This window comes from Streptomyces sp. NBC_00988 (genome assembly GCF_045162645.1).
GTDB lineage: Bacteria > Actinomycetota > Actinomycetes > Streptomycetales > Streptomycetaceae > Streptomyces.
In genome coordinates this window covers 10,939,335-10,960,562 of the sequence record NZ_CP108730.1, presented here as the reverse complement: position 1 = coordinate 10,960,562, position 21,228 = coordinate 10,939,335, and the positions used below count along the sequence as shown (strand labels likewise).

Below are 21,228 nucleotides of genomic sequence, written 5' to 3'. Positions count from 1 at the left end.
CCTGAGGTGAAACTGGTCGCGGTCACTCTATGCGGCGGATCGTATCGATCGTTTTGATCGCATCGGTCGCTCCAGCCCTTCGAGGGGACTCAGTCCCCACCCGGAGCGCACTGAGTGCCATCCGTGCCGGCCTGGTGCTACGTTCCCGTCCATGAGCTCCAAGCCGCCCATGCGGGACGCCCTGGTGGCGGCCGCCTTCCAGTTGTTCCTGGAGCGGGGCTACGAACAGACCACCATCGACGACATCGTGGCGCTGGCCGGGGTCGGTCGGCGCTCGTTCTTCCGCTACTTCCCGTCCAAGGAGGACGTGGTCTTCCCCGACCACGAACGCTGCCTGGCCGACATGACGGCCTTCCTCGCCTCCGGCGGCGACGAGCACGAACCCGTGCGGCGGGTCTGCGACGCGGCCCGGCTCGTGCTGCGGATGTACAACGAGAACCCGACGTTCTCCGTGCAGCGTTACCGCCTCACCAAGAAGGTGCCGGGGCTGCGCGCGTACGAGCTGTCGGTCGTGTGGCGCTACGAACGCGCCCTCGCCGACTATCTGCGCGGGCGCTTCGCCGGGCGGCGCGACGGCACCCTGCAGGCGGACGTGATCGCGGCCGCCGTGGTCGCGGCGCACAACAACGCCCTGCGTTCCTGGCTGCGTTCGGACGGGCAGCGCGACGCGGGTGCCGAGGTGGACCACGCCCTGGGGTATGTGCAGTCCGCCTTCGGACACCCTCCGGTGCGGCCCGCCGGCGTACACCGGGAGCAGCGGCCCGAGGACGTCGTAGTGGTCGTCTCCCGGCGTGACGCCCCCATGTGGCGCGTCGTCCAGGAGATCGAGTCCGCGTTCGGTCGCGACTGAACCGGAAAAGCCAGGGTACGCAGTATCTTTACGCCTGGCACTGAGTGCCATACGCTGAGGCCGTGCACGGTGGCACGGCGAGCCGCGCACATGCGTGCCCGGCTCAGCCGCGCGCGCGGGATTCCGGCCGAGCGCAGGGAGTTGACAGCGTGTACCACCACTCAGGATTCGCGACCCGTCCGGCAGTCGGCTCCCCGGCGGGCCTCCTCGATCCGCCCACCGCGGACGGGGACACCATCCTCTTCCAGCGCTGCACCTGGTGCGGCACCGCCATGTACCACCGGTTGTTGTGCCCGGTCTGTCAGGGCGGCGACCTGCGCACGGAGCGCAGCGAGGGCACCGGTACGGTCCGCCACTCCACGGTCGTGCACCGCAACACCCCCGCCGCCCGCAATGTGTCGCTGATCGAGATGGCCGAGGGCTTCGTGGTGCGGGGCCGGGTCATCGGCCCGCCGATCGGCATCCACAGCGGTGACCGCGTCCGGCTGTCCACGGCCAAGGACCCGGTGCGCGGCGAGCCGGTCTTCCAGCTCCTCGACGAGCCGTACCGCGCCTGGCACTGAGCCTCACCCCGATCGGCGTCGACCCACGGACCGCGTCCGAACAGCCCTGGCGCGAAGCCGAGTTCAGGCCCGGCCGACGAAGATCGGCCGAATCCTCCTCCACAGGCAACCCACAGGCTCTGCTTCTCGTCCTCCGGGGCGCGAGAGGCTCCCGTGATCGACGGGGCGCCTGAGCCTGGGGTTCGAGGAGGAGAACACATTGTTCCGTGCCCGGCGAATATGGGTCACGGCCGCGGCGGTGCTCGCGGTGGCGGGAGGGATGTCCGGGTCGGCGCAGGCGGCGCCACCGTCGGACGCCGGACCGTTCACGGCGGCGGCGACGGCCAACGACGGTACTCTCCCGCCGGGTTGGCGGATCACGGGGAAGGGTTCCGCGCAGCAGCTGGTCTGGCGCTCGGGCACGCGGGTGCCCATGGGGGACGCGCGCGTCGAGTTCCATGCCGGGGGCCGGCTCCTCGGTGTGCCGAGACCGGCGAAGGACGGACGGACGTTCCGGCTCGGCCTCGGTGCCGTCGCACCCAAGCAGCTGACGGACCTTCAAGTACTCGCCGCAGGGCGGCGGTTGGATGCCGCCGGTGACAACAGCGGCTCCGGCAAGGGGCGTTCGGAGGCCGCCGTACAGCCCGCGGCCCCGCTGCCGGCAGGCGCGATCGATCCCGGCAAGCCGGGCACGTACCGTACGACGACCGGCGAGTACACGCTCGACTCGGTCCGGCTGCCCGGGTATCCGCAGCCGATCGAGATGCAGGCCGTCGTGGTCGCGCCGAAGGGCGCCACCGGCAAGCGCCCGCTCGCGCTGTTCCTGCACGGCCGTCACTACACCTGCTACAAGCCGGGCACCGAGGAGATCACCGGTGACTGGCCCTGCCCCACCGGCCTCAAGTCGGTCCCGAGCTACCGGGGTTACCTGCGCGACCAGCAACTCCTCGCCTCCCAGGGCTATGTCACGGTGTCGATCTCCGCGAACGGCATCAACGCGCAGGACGCCGATGCCGAGGACGCCGGCGCGCAGGCCCGTTCGTCGCTGATCCGGCAGCATCTGGCCCACTGGGCCGACTGGTCCGCCCACCCCGAGACGGCTCCGCCGGTCGTCCGCGACGCGCCCCAGGCCGACCTCTCCCGCGTCCTGCTGATGGGCCACTCGCGCGGCGGCGAGGGCGTCAACCGCGCGGCGATGGACAGCCTTTACCCGCCGCCGACCGCCCAGGACGGCTATCACGGCCCGGTCCGCTGGAAGATCCGCGGCACGGTCCTCATCGGCCCGACGATCTTCGGCCAGAACCCGGTGGCCGACGTGCCGTCGGTGACGATCCTGCCCGGTTGCGACGGTGACGTCTCCGACCTCCAGGGCGAGGTCTACGTCGACGGCACCCGCGGGGTCAGCAGGGGAACGGCCCTGCACAGCGCGGTCTACGTCGAGGGCGCCGACCACAACTTCTTCAACACCGAGTGGACGCCGGGCCAGGCCCAGGCGCCCGCCGAGGACGACTTCTACGACGACCCCGACCAGCGGGACGCGGTGTGCTCGCCGGGCACGGCGACCCGGCTGACCGCCGACCAGCAGCACAAGGCCGGCTCCACCTACATCGCCACGGCCGCACGGCTGTTCATCGGGGGCGACGACCGGGCGCGCGAACTGCTCGACGGCTCCGGCCGCCGCGCCCCCTCGGCCGACCCCGCGCGGGTCCTCACCCACGCGGTGGGCGCGAACCGCGGCGCCGGATTCCTCCCCGACGGTCAAGTCACCGTCTCGGGCGGCAAGTTGTGCTCCGCGGTCGACCCCGACCCGGCCGTCGCCTGCCTGAGCGACGACTCCAAGGGCATCTCGCCGCACTTCGCGCAGTGGGAGGCCACGAAGGAGGTCGGCCGCCGTGCCGTCGCCCTGCGCTGGTCCGCCGCCGGTTCACCGGTGACGGTGCGTCCCGGCAAGCCGGTCTCCCTCGGCGGCGCCAAGGGCCTCGCCCTGCGCGTGATCGTGCCGCCCAACACCACCGGCACCCAGCTCGACGTGTCCGTGACCGACACCTCCGGCCACCGGGCGACCCTCGGCCGGGTCCGCGTCGACGGCCTGCCCGGCACCCAGCGCACCGCCTCCTACTGGGCCCGCGAGGTCCGCGTACCGCTGGCCGCCGCCGCGCACGCCGGGCTCGACCTGCGTCACATCAAGTCCCTTGACCTGACCCCGCGTTCGCGCTCCGGCCAGGCCTGGCTGATGGACGCCTGGGCCTGGCGCCCCGGCACTCCGGCGGTCACCTCGGCCCCGCTTCCCCGCGTCGACATCGGCCGACTCGCCGTCAAGGAAGGGGACTCGGGCGTCAAGACGTACCACGTGCCCGTCCAGATCTCCGGCCACGGCAGCGGCCAGGTGCGGCTCTACGTCAGCAACCCGGCCACCGGCCAGGACACTTCACGGCTGGTGACGGTACGGCCCGGCGGCAACTCCATCGACGTACCGGTGAAGGTGGAGGGCAACACCCGCTTCGACTACGGCGTCCAGCACGACATCTTCGTGAAGGCGGTACACGGCGCGGTCGTCGGCGCGCACCGCGGCGGGGTCACCACCGAGAACGACGACCCGATGCCGACGTTCACCGTCACGCCGATCGCGGACCGGGTCACCGAGGGCCAGCCCCTCAAGTGGAAGGTGACGCTGTCCGCGCCCGCCGACGTGGAGCTGAACCCGGCCTTCCTCGTCCAACCGGTCACCTCGGGCCCGGAGTTGTCCACCCTGGACGTCGACCCGCAGTGGCTCAGCGAGAACTCCGGTGAGGAAGCCGCACCGGAGCGCCCGCTGTCCAAGGTGCTGGGCCTGTTCCTCTGGACCTCCGTCTCGGCGGGGCAGCTCAGCGCGGAGATCAGCGTGCCCACGATCACCGACCAGGTGACCGAACAGCCCGAGTCCGTACGGTTCCTGGGCGTGGACGAGAACGGCGACCCGCAGAGCGGCGGACCGGAACTGACCGGCACGGTGCTCGACGCGTGGTAGCGGAAAGCCGTAACGGATCGTCCAGCGAAACGCCGTGAGAAGTGAAGGGGCCGCAGCGCGAAAGTTGCGGCCCCTTCATCGTGCGACCGACTGCATGATGCGGATGCTCAACTCGGCTTCTGGGTCCCGTTGTTCATCTTGGCTCGGTTCTCCGTGAGGAGTTCCTGGACGCGTTGTTCGACCTCGCGGGGGTCGAGGCCGAGCGCGGCGCCGATGTGGGCGGACCACACCTCGGAGCGGAGGTTGGTCTCGAAGTCGAGGTCGGCGCGGACGTTCTCCCGGGTCGCCTGGCGGTTCTGGCTCACCATGACGAAGGTCGACAGGAAGATGGCCTCCAGGCTGACGATCATCGTGAGCAACCCGTACGGATACGGGTCGAAGATCCCGCCCTGCCCGAGGAGCCCTTCGTTCAGGGCGATCCAGACGGCGAACCACAGGGCGTGGATGTAGACGAAGAGCATGGTGCCGGCGAACGCGGTGATCGCGTCGGCGACCCGGTCCTGGGTACCGCGCATCCGGGCGAAGACGACGCGCTCCTGCCGCAGTCGCAGGTCGTCCGGGTTCAGCGCGGGGTCCACGGGCGCTCCCTGGGTTCGGTGTGCAAGGGGATCGTCCTCAGGGTGCGAGCGTCACGCGGATGCCGACGCTGCCGTCGGGCCCGCGGCGCAACCGGCTGCCGAGGAGCGTGATGCGCCCGGTGAGACCGTACTTGCGGGCGAGAAGCTTGCGGTAGCGGGCGGTGGTCTCCGGGTCGCAGATTTCGGCGGTGCCGGGGACCTGGTTGCCAGTCGGGTTGCCGCGCAGGTCGCAGGGGCCCACTAGGACATCGGCGCGGGCCCTGATGCGCTTGGCCTTCCAGGAGTCGGCGGGCGTCCAGACACCGAGGGCCTCGCCGTCGCGCACCACCCAGACCGGGGTGGCGACCGGGGAGCCGTTCTTGCGGTAGCTGGTGATCAGCAGGTACTGGCTCGCGCCGAGCCGGTCCAGCGGGGTCTCGTCCATGGTCGGCAGTCTAAGCACCCGCCGGTGCCCGCAGGAGATCCAGATACCGGCGGGCGAAAAGGTAGGCGTCGCCGGGCCAGCGCGCCGACAGGTAGGTCCCGTCCCGCACGACGAACGCGTGCGTGTCGTCGCTCGCGGTCCCACGCCGGGTGAGTTCCTTGGCGCCGCGCTCGAACTGCGTACCCGGGTCGTCGAGCGCGGCCCGCACCTCGTCCTCCACGTAGGCGGGGTAGGTACGGTAGTAGCGACCCAGGCGCCAGGCGGTGGTCAAGTAGGCAGTGCGTTCCATGTACTTGGGCAGACAGGTCGTACGGCGTCCGGCGATGACACTGCGACCGGTGTCCGGGTCCTGGGTACGGGCCAGCACGAGAACCCCGTGACAGATAGCGCCGACCGGACGGCCGAGCTTCCAGAACTCCCCGACTGTGGCGTGCAGTTCGGGCGACCCCAGGTACTGGCGCATACCGGGCGCGTGTCCCCCGGGCAGCAGCAGTCCGTCGAAGCCGGTCACGTCCAGATCCGCCCACGCGACGGTGGCGCTGAACTCCGGTGCGGCGGTGAGCTGTTCGTAGAACCGCTTGGGTTCGTCCTCGGCACCGAGCTGCCCGAAGAGCACGCCGGTCAGCAACCGAGGATCCGCGGCGGGCAGGGTCCCGGCCCGCTCGGTGGCGAAGACGACCTCGTGCCCGGCGTCGGTGAGCAACCGCCAGGGCACGGCGACCTCGGTGACATCGAAGTCCCGGTCGGGGACCGGCATCAGCACGCGCATGGGGTCATCATGGCAGCCGGGGCGGGTGGTCAGGACGGCACGGCCGGGCGGGTCACCGGGGCGCCGGCGGCAGGCGTGACGCGGCACGCGCGGGGGGCCTGCTCCGGCGCCGTACTCGCCCCAGCACCACAGCCATGCTCAACCCGGCACGGCCGCGACTCACTCCGGCGCCGTCGCCGTACTCACCGCGGCACGCCTCGGCGGCTCGCCCCAGAGCACCATCGCCCTCCTCAACCCGGCACGGCCACCCGCCCTGCCGCCCCAGGACCGCCACCCCGCCCAACACACCACAGCCGCCTGGTCCCCCCAAGCACCGCCGCCCCACTCAACACAGCACCGCCACCCCGCCCAACACCCCCACCCCGCTCACCCCAACGCCACCCCCATCCGTCGCACCGCTTCGGCAATCACCTCCGGCGGCGTCGCCACATTCAGCCGTACATGCCCGACTCCTCCGGTCCCGAAGTCGATTCCGGGGCTCAGTGCCACCCGCCCCCGCTCCAGAAAGACCCCCGCCGGATCATCACCGAGGCCGAGCGCGCGGCAGTCCAGCCAGGCGAGGTACGTGGCCTCGGCGGGCCGGTAGCCGATCGCCGGCAGATGCTCCGCGAGCAGGTCCGCAAGGAGCCGCCGGTTGTCGTCGAGGCCGGCCAACAGCGCGTCCAGCCACGCCGTGCCGTCGCGCAGCGCGGCCGTGTGGGCGATGACCCCGACATGACTCGGGCCGTGGCCGACCTCCTCCGGAAGCCGGGCCAGGTCGGCGGCCGACGCGGGCCCCGCAACAGCGAGGGCGGCCTTGAGACCGGCCAGGTTCCACGCCTTCGACGACGACATCAGCGACAGACCGCTCTCCCCACCCGGCACACTCAGATACGGCACGAACGTCACGCCCGCAGCCACGACCGGCGCGTGGATCTCATCGGCCACGACCCGCACCCCGTACCGCTCGGAGAGGGCGGCGACAGCGGCCAACTCCTCGGCGGTGTGCACCGTACCGGTCGGATTGTGCGGGCTGCAGAGCAGATACGCGGCTCGCCGCCCGCCCTCGACCGCCCGCCGGAACGCGTCCTCCAGCGCGCCGAGGTCGATCCGCAGATCCACCCCCAGCGGGGCCTCCACCACCCGCCGGTCCATGTGCTCCACGAACTGGAAGAACGGCGGATACACGGGCGGATTCACCACCACCGCATCACCGGCACCGGTCACCAGCCGGAGCATCTCGACGACGCCCAGCATGACGTCCGGCACGACCCGCGTGCGCTCGACGGCAAGCCCGTCCCAGCCCCACCGCTTCTCCGCGAACCCGGCCAGCGCCTCCGCGTAGGCCGTACCGGCGGGATAGCCCGTGTCGCCGAGCGCGAGCGCGTCGGTGACCGCGCGGACCACCGGTTCGGCGAGCGGCACGTCCATCTCGGCCACCCACACCGGCAGCACGTCCTCCGGATACGTGCGCCACTTCATGCTCGTACGACGGCGCAGGCGGTCGAGCGTGAGGGCGCGCAGGGGATTCGGTTCGCCGGACGTTTCCTGCGGGATGCTGGTCATGGGCCACAAGATAGGGGGCTGTGCGTCGACCGAGAATCCTGAGAACGGCGCCCTGACGGAGATCGCCTGCGACGAGTCCGGCTCGGACGACGAGGGCAGCGGGCTCCGGCTCGGCACCGCCGTGGTCAACTCAGCCGTGTAGACCGCTCGTTGGTCGCGCGTGCTGAAGCCGATCTTCCGTCCGGTGAACACGGGAGCGCCGGGCCACGTATGGAGGAAGGGCACTCAACGACCGGAGAGCCCCGCGGTGTCGCACCGCACGTTCGGGGTTCGGGAGCCAAGCATGAGGCACGCACGACGACGGGTCATCCGGCGAGTTACACGGTTGGCGGCCGTCGGCGGACTCCTGCTGGGAGGTGCCATGGTCACCCAGGCGGCCATGGCCAGTGACTCTTCCGGCACGTCCGCCGCCACGCTCAGCGCGCCACAGACACCCGCGGACAAGGGTTCCGCCCTGGTGGCGAAGCTCGGTTCGGCACGCACGGCGGGCAGTTGGGTCGATTCCGGCGGTCGTACGGTCGTCGCGGTCACCGACGCGAAGACGGCGGCCGAGGTGACGAAGGCGGGCGCCGAGGCGAAGGTCGTGCGGTACAGCATGAACGTGCTGAACTCGGCCGCCACGACGCTGAGTTCGGCGCCCAAGGTGCCGGGCACCGCGTGGGCGATGGACTACCGGAACAACAGGGTGCTGGTGGAGGCCGACAGCAGCGTCTCCGCCGCCAACTGGAGCGCGATGACGAAGGTCGCGTCCGGCATCGGCGCCTCGGTCCAGATGCAGCGCACGCAGGGCAAGTTCACGACCCGGATCAATGGCGCGCAGCCGATCCTGTCGACCGGCGGGCGCTGTTCGGCGGGCTTCAACGTGACCGACGGGACGAACGACTTCATCCTCACGGCCGGGCACTGCGGCCCGGTCGGGTCCATCTGGTTCGCCAACAACCAGGGCGACCAGCAGTTGGGCAAGACGGTCTCCGACAACTTCCCCGGCAGTGACTTCTCCCTGGTGCAGTACGCGAGCGGTTCGGCGGGCGACGGCGCGGACGTCGTCGCGATCGGCAACGGCAGCGGCGTGACGATCACGGGCCTGGCCGACGCGGCCGTGGGCGAGAAGGTGTTCCGCAGTGGCAGCACCAGCGGGCTGCACGATGGCGAGGTGACCGCGCTCAACGCGACGGTGAACTACCCGGAGGGCACGGTCACCGGTCTCATCCAGACCACGGTGTGTGCCGAACCGGGCGACAGCGGCGGCCCGTTGTTCGCCAACGGCATCGCGCTGGGCGTGACCTCGGGCGGCAGCGGTGACTGCACGGCGGGCGGTACGACGTTCTTCCAGCCGCTGACCAAGGCGCTCGCCGCGCTGAACGTGAAGCTGCTGGTGGCGCCGAAGACGGCCGCCTCACCCGCGCCGTCCGCCTCGGCCGCAGGCAGCGGGGCAGCCGCCGGCGCGGCCACGCCCGGGATCTCGGCGCCCGCGACGAACACCACGTCGGGGTCGACGACTCTGGCGTCACGGCTCACGGACCCGAAGAACGTGGGTCCCGGTCTGCTGGTCATCGCGGGAAGTCTGATCGCGCTGGTGGCGACGCGCTGGATCCGCGCCGAGCAGGACCGCAAGGCGTTCCAGCGGCACTACTCGGCGATGTGGGGCTGATCACAAGGGAGTTCGACTCAAGGGAGTCCGACGGGGGTGATCGGGTCGGTCGGGGCTACAGGGGCTCGGCCGGCTGGACCGGGGTCACGAGGAAGGCCGGGCGGCGAGCTACCGACACAACGACAACGACACCTGCGTCGAGTCGACAGCGGCGGCGCTCAGGCCGCCTCAGCCGGCTGCGGAGCCGCGGCGGCCCACTCCATCACAAGCCGACGGTATTCCTCGCGCTGCTCGACGCTCAGTGTCCCGCCCGATCGGTGCCACAGGGCCCTGATCTCCTCGTTGACCTCGGCTGCCGATCGCTCGGTGGCTGATTCAACGCTGGTGGACATGGTGTGAAGCATACGTCGCCGAAGGTGAAGGCGATGTGAGTAATCACGAGTGAACCGGACATATCGGACCGTGTTGCTGATCACGTCATCTGTCAAGCCCTGTAACGCAATTCACACCTCGGCCACACCGAGCACCAGCACCTGGATCGCCAACACCGCTGCGCCACGCGCCCAGTCGTGGAAGTCGGACACCTTCGTCTCCACGTCGAGCGGGGCGGCCAGCGGATGCCGGTGGGCGCGGAGGGTGTCGTCCACCGTCTTGCCGGCCACGTCGATCAGGCCGACGCCCTCTCCGGCGAGCAGGATCTTCTGCGGCAGCACGAAGTTGGCGATCTGGGCGACCAACGTGCCCAGCGCGCGGGCCGCTTCGTCGATCACGCGGGCCGGCATGGGCTCACCGGCGGCGGCGCGGGCGAGGATCTCCTCGTAGCTCAGGTCGAGTCCGGTGGCGGCCCGGATCTGGTAGCGGATGCTCGGGATGGTCAACAGCGAGACGGCGCTGCCGCGTTGACCGGCGGGGGTGATCGGGCCGCTGGGGTTCAGGATCCAGTGGCGGCCGAACCCGCGGTCCTCCTCGGCGTACGGCACGCGCTTGCCGCCGAGGACGAGGCCGTAGCCGATGCCCGCGCCGATGGTGAGGACGACGAAGCGGTCGAGGCCGCGTCCGGCGCCGAACCAGGTCTCGGCCTCGACGAGGGCGGCCACGTCGTTCTCGACGACGACCGGCAACCCCGTGCGCTCCTCGACGAGTTGGGCCAGCGGGACGTCGCTCCACTGCAGGAAGGCCGACTCCCCCACCACGGCACGGTCCTGGACGAGTCCGCCGACGCCGATACCGATGCCGGTGAGCGTGGGGAACCGGGCGGTGAGTTCACCGGTCATCTCGCCCAGCAGGTCAGCCACTTGGGCGGGATCGTGGGTGGTGAGCGGCCGGTCGAGGCGGGCGACGATCTCGCTCCTGAGGGTGGTGACGACGCCGTAGACCGTGTCCTCGGTGACCTTGAACCCGACGAACGTGCGCGACTCGGCGACCACGTCGAGGGGTTGGGAGGGGCGGCCCTGGCGGACCTCGGCCGGGCCGCCGCCGTCGGGGACCTCGACCAGCAGGCCGGTTTCGATCAGCGGTTTGGTGAGGCGGGTGAGGCTGCCCGCCGAGAGGTCGAGCCGGCGCGCGAGGTCGGTGCGCGACAGCGGGCCGTGGACGAGCACCTCGATCGCGACGGAGCGTTCACCGGGGCTCAGCGGCTGCCAGCTGGCGGCACGTGTGGTCATGAGGGTCACACTCCCACAAGGTCTCTCCCCCCGAGGTTTCTTTCCCTCTGGAAGTAACAGGGCCACTCTACGGCCGCAATCCCGCACAGAAAAGATCCGTGCACGGCTATTGACGCCTGGATTCTTTCGTGACGAAAGTAAGTGGCCCGAGGACGAGCCGTCGTAGACAAGGGAGTCTCCAGATGACCATCGCCTCAAGCAGTCCCCCGACCCGTCGGCCGCGGGCCCGTGAAGACAGCGGCGACGGTCGGCTGGCGGCGGTCTTCATCGCCCCGGCCCTGCTGGGCTTCCTGGTCTTCCTGCTCTGGCCGACCCTGCGGGGCATCTATCTGAGCTTCACCCGCTTCAACCTGCTGACGCCAGCGAAGTGGGTGGGCCTCGACAACTACGACCGGATGGTCCACGACCCCATCTTCTGGTCGTCGTTGAAGGTCACCGTCGAGTACGTGCTCATCAACATCGGCATCCAGACGGTGGCCGCCCTCGCCATCGCGGTCCTGCTCCAACGGCTCACCCAGTCCGCCCTGTTGCGCGGGATCGTGCTGACGCCGTACCTGATGTCGAACGTCGTCGCCGGCATCGTCTGGCTGTGGATCCTCGACACCCAGCTCGGCATCGGCAACGAGATCATCGGCGGGCTCGGCTTCGACCACATCCCCTTCCTCGCCGACAAGACCTGGGCGATCCCGACGATCGCCCTGATCAACGTGTGGCGGCACGTCGGCTACACCGCGCTGCTGCTGTTCGCCGGGCTGCAGGCCATCCCGGGCGACATGTACGAGGCCGCGAAGGTGGACGGCGCGAGCGAGTGGCGCATGTTCTGGCGGATCACGATGCCGCTGCTGCGCCCGGTGCTGGCGGTCGTGCTGATCATGACGGTGATCGGTTCGTTCCAGGTGTTCGACACGGTCGCGGTGACCACCGCGGGCGGCCCGGCGAACGCGACGAACGTCCTCCAGTACTACATCTACGGCTCCGCCTTCGGGCGCTTCCAGTTCGGCTACGCGTCCGCGATGTCCGTGGCCCTGCTGATCGTGCTGAGCGCCATCACGTTCCTCCAGTACCGGCTCACCCGCGCCGGCCAGACCGACCTCGGCTGACCGGAAGGAGTCGACATGGCCACCCTGACCACCACGCCCAACGTGCCCAACACCCCTACGCCTACGGCAAAGCAGGAGGTCGTACGGCCGCCCCGGCCCCGGCCCTCCGTCGGCAAGGTCGCCGCCTGGATCGCGATGGCCGCGATCATGCTGATCACTCTGCTGCCCTTCTACTGGATCCTGCGCACCGCGCTCTCCACCAACACCGGTCTCGCCGCCCACCCCTCGGACCCGCTGCCGGTCGACTTCACCACCGGCGGTTTCGAGCGGGCGCTCGGCCTCCAGTCGACCAAGGAGGCGATCGCACAGGGCGGTTCGGGCGGCGGGCTGAAGTTCTGGCGCTATCTGCTCAACTCGGTGATCGTCTCGACCCTGATCACCGTCTGCCAGGTGTTCTTCTCCGCGATGGCCGCCTACGCCTTCGCCCGGCTCCGCTGGCGCGGCCGGGACCGCATGTTCGGTCTCTTCCTGGCCGGGCTGATGGTGCCGGCGATCTTCACCCTGCTGCCGAACTTCGTCCTCATCAAGCAACTCGGGCTCGTGGACACCCTGTTGGGGATCTCGCTGCCGACGATGTTCATGACGCCGTTCGCGGTGTTCTTCCTCAAGCAGTTCTTCATGAACATCCCTCGCGAGGTCGAGGAGGCCGCACTGCTCGACGGCGCGGGCAAAATCCGCGTGTTCTTCCGGGTCCTGCTGCCGATGGCGGCCACGCCGGTCCTGACACTGGGCGTGCTGACGTACATCACGTCCTGGAACGACTACTTCTGGCCGCTGATGGTGTCCTACAGCGACAGTTCCCGCGTGCTGTCGGTGGCGCTGGCGATCTTCCGCTCGCAGACCCCGCAGACCGGCTACGACTGGTCGGGCCTGATGGCGGCGACCCTGATCGCCGCGCTCCCGATGCTCCTGCTCTTCGGGGTGTTCGCGCGCCGCATCGTGAGTTCCATCAGCTTCACCGGAATCAAGTAAGGGGCAGGGCATGCGATTTCGTACGGTCATGGCATTGACCGGGGCGCTCGCGCTGTCCCTGACGGCGGGCTGCGCGAAGGGCGACTCCGTAGGTTCGGCCTCGGACACGGTGACGTACTGGCTGTGGGACTCCAACCAACTCCCCGCCTACCAGGCCTGCGCGAAGGACTTCGAGCGGCAGAACCCCGGACTCAACGTAAAAATCACCCAGTTGGGCTGGGCCGACTACTGGACCAAGCTCACCGCGAGCTTCATCGCGGGCACCCAGCCGGACGTGTTCACCGACCACATCCAGAAGTTCGGCCAGTTCGCCGACCTGAAGGTGCTCCAGCCGCTGGACGACCTCGACGTCGACGCGTCCGCCTATCAGCCCGGACTCGCCGCCAACTGGCAGGGCCAGGACGGACATCAGTACGGCACACCCAAGGACTGGGACACGGTCGCCCTCTTCTACAACCAGAAGATGGCCAAGTCGGCGGGCCTGAGCTCCGACCAGCTCAACAGCCTGTCCTGGAACCCGACGGACGGCGGCACCTTCGAGAAGGCCATCGCCCATCTGACCATCGACAGGAACGGCAAGCGCGGCGACGAACCGGGCTTCGACAAGCACCACGTCAAGGTGTACGGCATGGCCACCGGGGGCGCCGGTGACTCCGACGGTCAGACGACGTGGAGTCCCTTCACCGCCTCGGCCGGCTGGAACTACACGGACAAGAAGCGCTGGGGCACGAAGTTCCAGTACGACAGCAAGACCTACCAGTCGACGGTCAAGTGGTACTTCGGCCTGGCGAAGAAGGGCTACCTCGCGCCGTTCACGGACTACAGCGACGGCGCCAACCCGCCCAACGCGCAGATCGCGGCGGGCAAGGCGGCGACCGCGTTCGACGGCGCCTGGATGATCTCCACGTACGCCGCGGCCAAGGGAATCAAGATCGGCACCGCATATACCCCTACCGGTCCGACCGGGAAACGGGCGACCATGATGAACGGACTGGCCGACTCGATCACCAAGAACGCCCACAACAAGGCGGGCGCGCGAAAGTGGGTGACCTACCTGTCGTCGAACGACTGCCAGAAGACGGTGGGCAGTTACGGCATCGTCTTCCCCGCCACCCCGGACGGCACGAGGGCCGCCGTCGCCGCCTACAAGAAGAAGGGCATCGACGTCACGGCCTTCACGCGGCCGGTCGCCGACAAGAAGGACTTCGCCACCTTCTCCTTCCCGATCACCAACTACTCGGCGGACGTGTACGCGTTGATGCGCCCCGCCATGCAGGACGTCTACGCCAACGACGCACCGGTCAGCGGCCTCAGCAAGACCAACAAACAGATCAACTTCATCCTCGGCCAGTGATGTTCGGCCAGTGATGTTCGTTCAGTGATTTCCGCTCAGGGAAATCCCCGTCAGAGAAGGACACGCACCCATGACGTTCTCCCTCGGCATCGTCGGAGCAGGCCAGTTCTCCGGCCAGTTCGCCCGACTGTTCCAGGCCCACCCGGGCGTGAGCGAGGTCTATGTGACCGACCTCCTGCCGGAGCGGGCGGAGCAACTGGTCGCCGAACAAGGGCTGGCGGGCACTTTCCCCTCCTACGAGGCGATGCTGGAATCGAAGGCCGTCGACGCCGTCGCGATCTTCACCCAGCGCTGGACGCACGGCCCCCTGGTCCTCCAGGGGCTCGGTGCCGGCAAGCACGTGTACTCCGCGGTCCCGATGGCGATCAGCACGGAGGAGATCGCGGCGATCATCGACGCGGTGCGGGCGACCGGACTGACGTACATGATGGGCGAGACCAGCCAGTACAACCCGGCGACCGTGCACGCCCGCAACCAGATCGCGGAGGGCGCCTTCGGGCGGATCTTCTACGCCGAGGGCGACTACGTCCACGACATGGATCTGGGGTTCTACGAGGCGTACCAGTACAGCGGCGGCGACAACTGGAAGGCCACGGCCAGCTATCCGCCGCTGCTGTACCCGACGCACTCGGTGGGCGGGGTGCTCGGCGCGTGGCAGACGCACGCGGTGAGCGTCTCGGCGATCGGTGTCACCGACGAGCGCGGGGACGGTGTCTTCGACAAGGAGGTCAGCCAGTTCGGCAACGACTTCTCCAACGCCACCGCGCTGTTCGAGGTCGCGGGCGGCGGATCGTTCCGTACCAACGAGTTCCGGCGGGTGGGCTATCCCTCGCAGATCCGCGAATCGCGTTTCCGGTTCTTCGGGACCGAAGCGAGCATGGAGCAGCTCGCGACGGTGGCCTTCTGGCAGGACAAGAAGGGGGTGCAGGACATCAGCGAGCTGCTGGAGCCCAAGCCCACCATGTCTCCTGACGATCCGTCACTCCAGCACATCGCGCCGGACCTCCGCGCCGCCTTCACCTCGGGCTCGGCGCCGGTGCACGACCGGTCGCGGCTGCCGCGGGAGTTCGACAACCTGCACAACGGCCACGAGGGCAGCCACCACTTCCTGGCGGACGACTTCGTGACCGCGGTCAACTCCCGCACCCTGCCCAGCGTGAACGCGTGGGTCGCGGCCCGCTACACCCTGCCGGGCATCATCGCGCACGACTCGGCACGGCAGGGCGGGGCGCGGCTGGAGATCCCGGACTTCGGGGACGCGCCCGAGTAACTCGACTGTCACGCAAGCCGGGTGACCGAGTGTCAGGTCCCCGGCTTGCGGCCGTACACGAAGACGTCGTCGCCGTTCTTCAGCAGCGACCAGTACTTCTTGGCGGTGGTCTTGGTCATGTTGACGCAGCCGTGCGAGCCCGGCGGGTTCCACATGCTGAGACTGACCGAGTGGAAGGCCTGGCCGCCGTCGAAGAACTGGCTGTAGGGCATCGGCACGTTGTAGATGTTCGAGACGTGGTCGATGTCCCGCCAGTAGATCTTCTTCAGACCGGTGCGGGTCTCGTAGCCGTTGCGGCCGGTGCGCACCGGGACCGGGCCGTAGGCGAGCCGGCTGCCGTCCTGGATCCAGCTGATCTGCAGCGTGAGGTTGACGCAGGCGATGCGGCCCTTGTCGGTCGGGCACTTGCCGGCCGCGTTGGGCTTGTTGCCCACGGCCTTCTGCTTGTTCATGAGGTCCATCACGCCCCAGGTGACGGATCCCGCGTAGCCGATGTTCGGCGTGATGCCGTGCTTGGTCTGGAAGGCCTTGATGGCCTTGCAGTCGGCGGCGGACTGCTTCCCGTCGACCGGCCGCCCGAGGAACTTCTCGACCTGCTTCTGGTACGGCCCCTTCTGCGTCGTACAGCTCGTCGCCGCCTGCGCCGGAGCGCTGCCCAGCACCAGCGCGAGCGGCGCCACCAGCCCGGTGACACCGAGCGCTATGGCACCTCGTCTGCGTATGTCCCCCATGTCGGACCCTCCCCGTCGGCAAGAACTGCGATCTCTGCCACCTAGACCGGAGTATGGCGGTCGAGGTTGTAGTAGAGGACACGCTGCGACGAAACGGTGACATTCTCCGCTGGTGGGACAGGCCGCTGGAAGAGTCCTGCGCGAACGGACACCGGAACACCGTGCCATTCGTCGCGCGGAGGCGAGCGGCGTCGCCGGTGCCCGCGACCCAGGGGGGCGGCTCCAGCCTCAGCCCACGGCGTGCCGGGAACGGCTCATGGCGGCGATGCCGATGGTCGCCACGAGCCCGTACAGCGCCGGTACGAGAAAGACGTGCGGCAGTCCGAGCAGGGCCACGCCGAGGCCGCCGGTCAGCCCGCCGAGGGCGCTGGCGATGGCGGTCGAGCTCATGAAGACGGCCGAGGCGGTCGCGACGGCCTCGGGCAGCAGGCGTTGGGCGACGATGATTCCGAGGCCGGCGAAGACACCCCACACCCCGCCCATGAGGACCTGCCCGGCGAACATCCCGGCGGCGCTACCGGTGAGGGCGAAGCAGAGATTCGCGCCCACGCCGAAGGCCGCGCCGAAGACCATCAGCCGCATCATTCCGATGCGGCGGGCGACGACCACGGCCACCGGCATCAGGATCAGTTCGATGAGGGGCTGGATGGCGATCACCGTCCCGCTGACCGCCGTCGGCAGGTGCATGTCCTCGTGCATGTAGATCGTGAGGTATCCGTACTTGATCGGCTCTCCCGCGTAGACGAGCACGTACAGCCCGGTGAAAGCGAGCAGGGGCAGCAGGGCCCGTATCGCCAGGCGCCGTCCCGGGGGCTCGACCGACGCCTCCGCCCGTACCTCGGCGGCGGGCGCGGCCCGTGTGACAGGCCCCGCCGAGCGGCCGCGCGCGAAGCCCAGGGGGACGATCTGCGCGAGGGTGCACAGTCCGGTGGCGACGAACATCGCGCGTGGGCCGGCGGCGGTGGCCAGCAGCGATCCCGCGACGGGGCCCACGATCCAACCGGCCGTCAGCGCCATCCGCACGATCGAGACGACCCCGTCGCCGACGGGGCTGGCGGTGGCCTGTAGGTCGTCGTGGACGGCGGCGAACAGCTGGGACCCGGCGGCACCGGCGAAGCACAGGACCACGGCACTGATCGCAAAGGGCATCCACACCTGGGTCGACACGGCCATCGCGGTCCAGCCGAGGAATCCTGCCGCCGCGCACAGCCGGAAGAGCCCGAGTCGTCGGCCCGTGCGGTCCGAGCGTGCGCCGATGAGGTATCCGGCGACCGGGGCGGTGATGCTCGTCAGGTAGTACAACCCCGCCGTGGTCAGCGAGACGTGCAGGTCGTTGACGAGGAACAGGGTGATCTGCGGGGCGGCGGCCGAGGTCCCGAGCCCGGACAGGAACAATGCCACGGTTGCGCCGCGGTGGAGCGGCGAGCTCCATACCGACCGCATCGCGGACGGGGCGGGCACGACGCCGTCGGCGGCAAGAATGCGTGACAAGTCAGGGCCCCCTGGAAAGCCGACCTCAAGAGGTTCCACACCGTATCTTCGAACAAATAGAACATCAATGGTGTTCGGAAGGTTGCTGTCAGCCCGGATCTGAGCGCACATCTCAAACGAAACGAACAGCGTCGATTGTCGAAACGTTGCTTTTCATGCGGCGTTTCCGTTCAATGAGGCCATGGCTGGCACAGACCGACTGAGGCGGATCACCGACGCTGTGCGCGAGGCGGGCCGCATGGGCGTTGCCGAGCTCGCGGAGCTCACCGGGGCGTCGGAGATGACGATCCGCCGCGACCTGGAGGCCCTGTCCGCGCAGGGGGTTCTGGAGCGCTTCCGGGGCGGGGCACGGACCCTCCTGCTCCGCGGCGAGGAACCGCCCTTCGCGCTGCGGAGCCGGGATGGGCTGGAGAACAAGCAGCGCATCGCCGCCGCGGCCGCGCGGCTGATCGCGGACGGCGAGTCCGTCGTCGTCGACAGCGGCACCACCTGCCTCGAAGTGGCCCGCGCACTGGCGGGCCGGCGGCTCACGGTGATGCCGCTGTCCCTGCACGCCGTGAACGCGCTGGCCGAGGCTCCGCAGTTGACCCTGCTGGTGCCCGGAGGCCGGCCGCGGCCGGGCGAACTGGCGCTGACCGGACCACTGACCGTCGCGTCGCTTGCCGCCCTTCGCTTCGACACCGCGATCATCGGCTGCTGCGGGCTGGACGCCGCGGACGGCCTGACCGCGTACGACCTGGACGACGCCGCCGTCAAGAGCGCCGCCATCGCCTCCGCACGCCGCGTCATCGCCGTCACCGAGGGCGCGAAGCTCTCCCGTACCGCACTGGCCTTCGTCACCCCCACTTCCTCCCTGCACGCCGTCATCACCGACGGGGACGCCCCCAAGGAGCAGATCGACCGTCTCACCGCGGCAGGCGTCGCGCTGCAACAGGTCTGATCCGAGCCGCGCCGGCAGCGACGATGCCGCGCCGCGGGCAGGAGGTACCGGCCTTCTTCGTGACCGTGTCGTCAATGGCGCACAGCCGCTCCCACCGGGAGGACCGACGACTGACAGTCCAGGAGTTGTGGCCCGGTCCAGTTCCCCCGAAGTGGCCCGATACCCCGCCCGCCACCTCCGCCTACGCTGCCGCTCATGCACCGCACTCTCGCCGACGATCTCTCCCGGCTCCCCGAGCTCCTCCAGTCCGCCCGTGACGTCGCCGCCCGTGAGCTGGACGGGGTGGCCGAGCGGCCGGTCGTCCGGCTCGACAAGGCGCCCGACCGGGAGCCGCTGCCGGTCGAGGGCGCCGGTGGCGAGGCGGCTCTCGCGCGGTTCGCCGAGCGGTGGGCGCCCGGGCTCTCGGGGTCGGCGGGCCCGCGGTACCTCGGCTTCGTGACCGGTGGTGCGACGCCCGCGTCGGTCGCCGGGGACTGGCTGACCAGCGCGTACGACCAGAACGTGTCCGGGGCGGCCGGTTCCTGGGCGGCGGCCCTGGAGCGGGAGACGGTGGGCTGGCTGCGCGAGCTCTTCGGGCTCGGCGAGGCGCACTCCGGGGCCTTCGTCACCGGCGCGACCGTGTCCAACATGGTGGGTCTCGCCGTCGCCCGCGAGTGGCTCGGCGAGCGCCTGGGCGTGGACGTGTCCCAGGACGGCGCCGCCGCGCTCGGCCCGGTCGACGTCCTCTCCGGCAGCCCGCACTCCAGCGTCAGCAAGGCACTCTCCGTGCTGGGCATCGGCCGCGACCGGATGCACTACGTGCCCGTGCTCGCCGGGAACCGCGAGGCCGTCGACGTGGCCCAACTCGACGCCGCGCTCGGCGAGTTGAAGGGCCGACCGGCGATCGTCGTCGCGAACTCCGGCACGGTGAACACCGTCGACTTCGACGACCTGCGCGCAATCGCCGCCCTCAAGGAGCGGCACGACTTCTGGCTGCACGTGGACGCCGCGTTCGGCGGCTTCGCCGCGCTCTCCCCCGCGTACGCCCACCTCGTCGACGGCCTCGACGCGGCCGACTCGGTCTGCGTCGACCTCCACAAGTGGCTCAACGTGCCCTACGACGCGGCCGTCCAGTTCACCCGCCGCCGCGACCTCCAGACCAGGGTGTTCCACAACGCGTCCCCGTACCTCGGCCCGCCGACCGGCGACCCGGACTTCCTCCACCTCACCCCCGAGAACTCCCGCCGGCTGCGCGCTCTCCCCGCCTGGTTCTCCCTCATGGCCTACGGCCGCGCCGGGCACCGCGAGATCGTCGAACGCAACGTCGCCCTCGCCCACCGCCTCGGCGAGGGCATCGCCGCGCTCCCGGGCCTGCGGCTGTCCGCGCCGGTCCGGCTGAACGTCGTCTGCTTCACCCTCGCCGAGAACCCGACGCGGGAGCGGGTGACCGCCGTCGCGGAGGCCGTCGCCGCAACCGGCGAGGCGTTCCTGACGCCGACGGTGTACGACGGGACACCCGCACTGCGCGCCGCGTTCAGCAACTGGCGTACGTCCGGGGCCGATACGGACCGGGTGCTGGCGGCGCTGGCTTCACTGCCCCTTGGCCCTGCGCTCTGAAAGGGACAGGTGGAACCCGGTGTTGACCGCGGTGAGCCCTCCGTCGACGGCGAGGGTGGTGCCGGTGATCCAGGAGGCGTCCCGCGAGGCGAGGAACGCGACGGCCGCGGCGATGTCCTCGGGCTCGCCGACCCGGCCGAGCGGGAACAGCCCGCTGACGGCGTCCAGTTCGTCGTCGCGCCCCTCCCACGCAGAGGTCCGTACCGTGCCCGGCATCACCAGATTGACCCGCACGCCGCGCCGGCCGGCGTGCCCGGCGAGGGTGCGGGTCAGCGAGGTGAGTCCGGCCTTGGCCGCGCTGTAGGCGTGGTTGCCGAAGTCCTGACTGCCGTTCACGGAACCGATGTTGACGATCGCCCCGCGTCCCGAGGCGACCAGGTGCGGGAGTGCGGCACGGCAGCACCGGTACGTTCCCGTCAGCGTGATGTCGAGGTCGCTCGCCCACTCGTCGTCGGGCTCGTCCTCGAAGAGCGGGAGGTCGGGCGTGCAGTGTGCGGCGCTGTTGACGAGGACGTCGAGCGCCCCGAAGGACTCGACGGCCCGGGCGACGGCCCGCTCCACCGCCTCCCGGTCCCCCACATCGCAGCCGAACGCCTCGGTCGCCAGGCCGAGTTCGCGCAGTGCCGCCGCCGTCTTCTCCGCCTCGGGCAGATCGACGTCGGTGACCAGCACCCGCGCACCCTCCTCCGCGAGCCGCCGGGAGATGGCCGCACCGATGCCGCGGGCCGCACCGGTGACGAGAACTCCGTACCCCTCGAAGCGCGTTGTGTCAGTCATGGTCCCGAACGTACTGCCGGAACGATC

Annotated in this window: 20 protein-coding genes; 11 read left to right on the top strand and 9 right to left on the bottom strand. The window is 70.0% G+C overall.

The features are described 5' to 3' along the window. The first annotated feature begins 169 nt into the window (after nt 1–169). From OG496_RS49450 to OG496_RS49440, 3 genes are all read left to right on the top strand, one after another. The gene (locus tag OG496_RS49450) at nt 170–850 is read left to right on the top strand and encodes a TetR family transcriptional regulator (protein WP_405976858.1); all 681 of its coding nucleotides are present in this window, start codon (nt 170–172) and stop codon (nt 848–850) included. 149 nt (nt 851–999) lie between these two features. Beyond that, complete coding sequence (locus OG496_RS49445) at nt 1,000–1,413, top strand: Zn-ribbon domain-containing OB-fold protein (RefSeq protein ID WP_033280331.1); 414 nt, start codon at nt 1,000–1,002, stop codon at nt 1,411–1,413. A 199-nt stretch (nt 1,414–1,612) separates the two neighbouring features. Continuing rightward, on the top strand, nt 1,613–4,399 hold the full coding sequence (locus tag OG496_RS49440; protein WP_405975581.1) for a hypothetical protein: 2,787 nt from the start codon (nt 1,613–1,615) through the stop codon (nt 4,397–4,399). Between the two features lie 107 nt (nt 4,400–4,506). Here the strand turns inward: OG496_RS49440 and OG496_RS49435 are convergent, their stop codons facing one another. From OG496_RS49435 to OG496_RS49420, 4 genes are all read right to left on the bottom strand, one after another. Next, a complete protein-coding gene (locus tag OG496_RS49435) occupies nt 4,507–4,977 on the bottom strand; it encodes a DUF1003 domain-containing protein (RefSeq protein ID WP_366491516.1) in 471 nt (156 codons plus the stop codon). A gap of 37 nt (nt 4,978–5,014) precedes the next feature. Then, entirely contained in the window at nt 5,015–5,401 is a 387-nt protein-coding gene (locus OG496_RS49430; protein WP_366491517.1) for a PPOX class F420-dependent oxidoreductase, read from the bottom strand. 10 nt (nt 5,402–5,411) lie between these two features. Continuing rightward, entirely contained in the window at nt 5,412–6,170 is a 759-nt protein-coding gene (locus tag OG496_RS49425) for a type 1 glutamine amidotransferase domain-containing protein (protein ID WP_405975580.1), read from the bottom strand. Between the two features lie 366 nt (nt 6,171–6,536). Then, nucleotides 6,537–7,715, bottom strand: a complete 1,179-nt coding sequence (locus OG496_RS49420) for a MalY/PatB family protein (RefSeq protein WP_405975579.1) — start codon at nt 7,713–7,715, stop codon at nt 6,537–6,539. Here OG496_RS49420 and OG496_RS49415 point away from each other — a divergent pair. After that, nucleotides 7,714–7,857, top strand: a complete 144-nt coding sequence (locus OG496_RS49415; RefSeq protein WP_405975578.1) for a hypothetical protein — start codon at nt 7,714–7,716, stop codon at nt 7,855–7,857. The two genes, OG496_RS49420 and OG496_RS49415, sit on opposite strands and share 2 nt — an antisense overlap. A 141-nt stretch (nt 7,858–7,998) precedes the next feature. Next, on the top strand, nt 7,999–9,366 hold the full coding sequence (locus OG496_RS49410; RefSeq protein WP_405975577.1) for a S1 family peptidase: 1,368 nt from the start codon (nt 7,999–8,001) through the stop codon (nt 9,364–9,366). Between the two features lie 158 nt (nt 9,367–9,524). On the opposite strand, the gene OG496_RS49405 is transcribed toward OG496_RS49410, so the two are convergent. Both OG496_RS49405 and OG496_RS49400 read right to left on the bottom strand, forming a co-directional pair. Further along, complete coding sequence (locus OG496_RS49405) at nt 9,525–9,710, bottom strand: hypothetical protein (protein WP_327399287.1); 186 nt, start codon at nt 9,708–9,710, stop codon at nt 9,525–9,527. 99 nt (nt 9,711–9,809) lie between these two features. Continuing rightward, nucleotides 9,810–10,970, bottom strand: coding sequence for an ROK family protein (locus tag OG496_RS49400; RefSeq protein WP_405975576.1), 1,161 nt, complete (start codon nt 10,968–10,970; stop codon nt 9,810–9,812). Nucleotides 10,971–11,152: 182 nt separating this feature from the next. Here OG496_RS49400 and OG496_RS49395 point away from each other — a divergent pair, with 182 nt between their 5' ends. From OG496_RS49395 to OG496_RS49380, 4 genes are all read left to right on the top strand, one after another. Further along, nucleotides 11,153–12,070 (top strand): sugar ABC transporter permease, encoded by a 918-nt coding sequence (locus OG496_RS49395; RefSeq protein WP_318020689.1) that lies wholly within the window; start codon nt 11,153–11,155, stop codon nt 12,068–12,070. A gap of 15 nt (nt 12,071–12,085) precedes the next feature. Next, nucleotides 12,086–13,042: a carbohydrate ABC transporter permease gene (locus OG496_RS49390; protein ID WP_399389810.1), complete on the top strand. Its 957-nt coding sequence runs from the start codon at nt 12,086–12,088 to the stop codon at nt 13,040–13,042. 10 nt (nt 13,043–13,052) lie between these two features. Further along, on the top strand, nt 13,053–14,396 hold the full coding sequence (locus OG496_RS49385) for an ABC transporter substrate-binding protein (RefSeq protein ID WP_405975575.1): 1,344 nt from the start codon (nt 13,053–13,055) through the stop codon (nt 14,394–14,396). 70 nt (nt 14,397–14,466) lie between these two features. Next, entirely contained in the window at nt 14,467–15,666 is a 1,200-nt protein-coding gene (locus tag OG496_RS49380; protein WP_399389812.1) for a Gfo/Idh/MocA family protein, read from the top strand. A gap of 32 nt (nt 15,667–15,698) precedes the next feature. On the opposite strand, the gene OG496_RS49375 is transcribed toward OG496_RS49380, so the two are convergent. After that, entirely contained in the window at nt 15,699–16,397 is a 699-nt protein-coding gene (locus tag OG496_RS49375; protein ID WP_405975574.1) for a L,D-transpeptidase family protein, read from the bottom strand. A gap of 228 nt (nt 16,398–16,625) precedes the next feature. After that, a complete protein-coding gene (locus tag OG496_RS49370) occupies nt 16,626–17,888 on the bottom strand; it encodes an MFS transporter (protein WP_366491527.1) in 1,263 nt (420 codons plus the stop codon). A gap of 181 nt (nt 17,889–18,069) precedes the next feature. On the opposite strand from OG496_RS49370, the gene OG496_RS49365 reads away from it, so the two are divergent. Continuing rightward, the gene (locus OG496_RS49365; protein WP_405975573.1) at nt 18,070–18,828 is read left to right on the top strand and encodes a DeoR/GlpR family DNA-binding transcription regulator; all 759 of its coding nucleotides are present in this window, start codon (nt 18,070–18,072) and stop codon (nt 18,826–18,828) included. 195 nt (nt 18,829–19,023) lie between these two features. Further along, entirely contained in the window at nt 19,024–20,424 is a 1,401-nt protein-coding gene (locus OG496_RS49360) for a pyridoxal phosphate-dependent decarboxylase family protein (RefSeq protein ID WP_405975572.1), read from the top strand. On the opposite strand, the gene OG496_RS49355 is transcribed toward OG496_RS49360, so the two are convergent. Beyond that, on the bottom strand, nt 20,398–21,201 hold the full coding sequence (locus OG496_RS49355) for an SDR family NAD(P)-dependent oxidoreductase (protein ID WP_405975571.1): 804 nt from the start codon (nt 21,199–21,201) through the stop codon (nt 20,398–20,400). The genes OG496_RS49360 and OG496_RS49355 overlap by 27 nt on opposite strands. Nucleotides 21,202–21,228 lie beyond the last annotated feature (27 nt).

Coding starts and splice junctions, on each gene's coding strand:
- OG496_RS49450 (WP_405976858.1), top strand. CDS start 170: ATGCGGGACGCCCTGGTGGCGGCCGCCTTCCAGTTGTTCCTGGAGCGG.
- OG496_RS49430 (WP_366491517.1), bottom strand. CDS start 5,401: ATGGACGAGACCCCGCTGGACCGGCTCGGCGCGAGCCAGTACCTGCTG.
- OG496_RS49425 (WP_405975580.1), bottom strand. CDS start 6,170: ATGCGCGTGCTGATGCCGGTCCCCGACCGGGACTTCGATGTCACCGAG.
- OG496_RS49415 (WP_405975578.1), top strand. CDS start 7,714: ATGGGCCACAAGATAGGGGGCTGTGCGTCGACCGAGAATCCTGAGAAC.
- OG496_RS49420 (WP_405975579.1), bottom strand. CDS start 7,715: ATGACCAGCATCCCGCAGGAAACGTCCGGCGAACCGAATCCCCTGCGC.
- OG496_RS49410 (WP_405975577.1), top strand. CDS start 7,999: ATGAGGCACGCACGACGACGGGTCATCCGGCGAGTTACACGGTTGGCG.
- OG496_RS49405 (WP_327399287.1), bottom strand. CDS start 9,710: ATGCTTCACACCATGTCCACCAGCGTTGAATCAGCCACCGAGCGATCG.
- OG496_RS49400 (WP_405975576.1), bottom strand. CDS start 10,970: ATGACCACACGTGCCGCCAGCTGGCAGCCGCTGAGCCCCGGTGAACGC.
- OG496_RS49395 (WP_318020689.1), top strand. CDS start 11,153: ATGACCATCGCCTCAAGCAGTCCCCCGACCCGTCGGCCGCGGGCCCGT.
- OG496_RS49390 (WP_399389810.1), top strand. CDS start 12,086: ATGGCCACCCTGACCACCACGCCCAACGTGCCCAACACCCCTACGCCT.
- OG496_RS49385 (WP_405975575.1), top strand. CDS start 13,053: ATGCGATTTCGTACGGTCATGGCATTGACCGGGGCGCTCGCGCTGTCC.
- OG496_RS49380 (WP_399389812.1), top strand. CDS start 14,467: ATGACGTTCTCCCTCGGCATCGTCGGAGCAGGCCAGTTCTCCGGCCAG.
- OG496_RS49375 (WP_405975574.1), bottom strand. CDS start 16,397: ATGGGGGACATACGCAGACGAGGTGCCATAGCGCTCGGTGTCACCGGG.
- OG496_RS49365 (WP_405975573.1), top strand. CDS start 18,070: ATGGCTGGCACAGACCGACTGAGGCGGATCACCGACGCTGTGCGCGAG.
- OG496_RS49360 (WP_405975572.1), top strand. CDS start 19,024: ATGCACCGCACTCTCGCCGACGATCTCTCCCGGCTCCCCGAGCTCCTC.
- OG496_RS49355 (WP_405975571.1), bottom strand. CDS start 21,201: ATGACTGACACAACGCGCTTCGAGGGGTACGGAGTTCTCGTCACCGGT.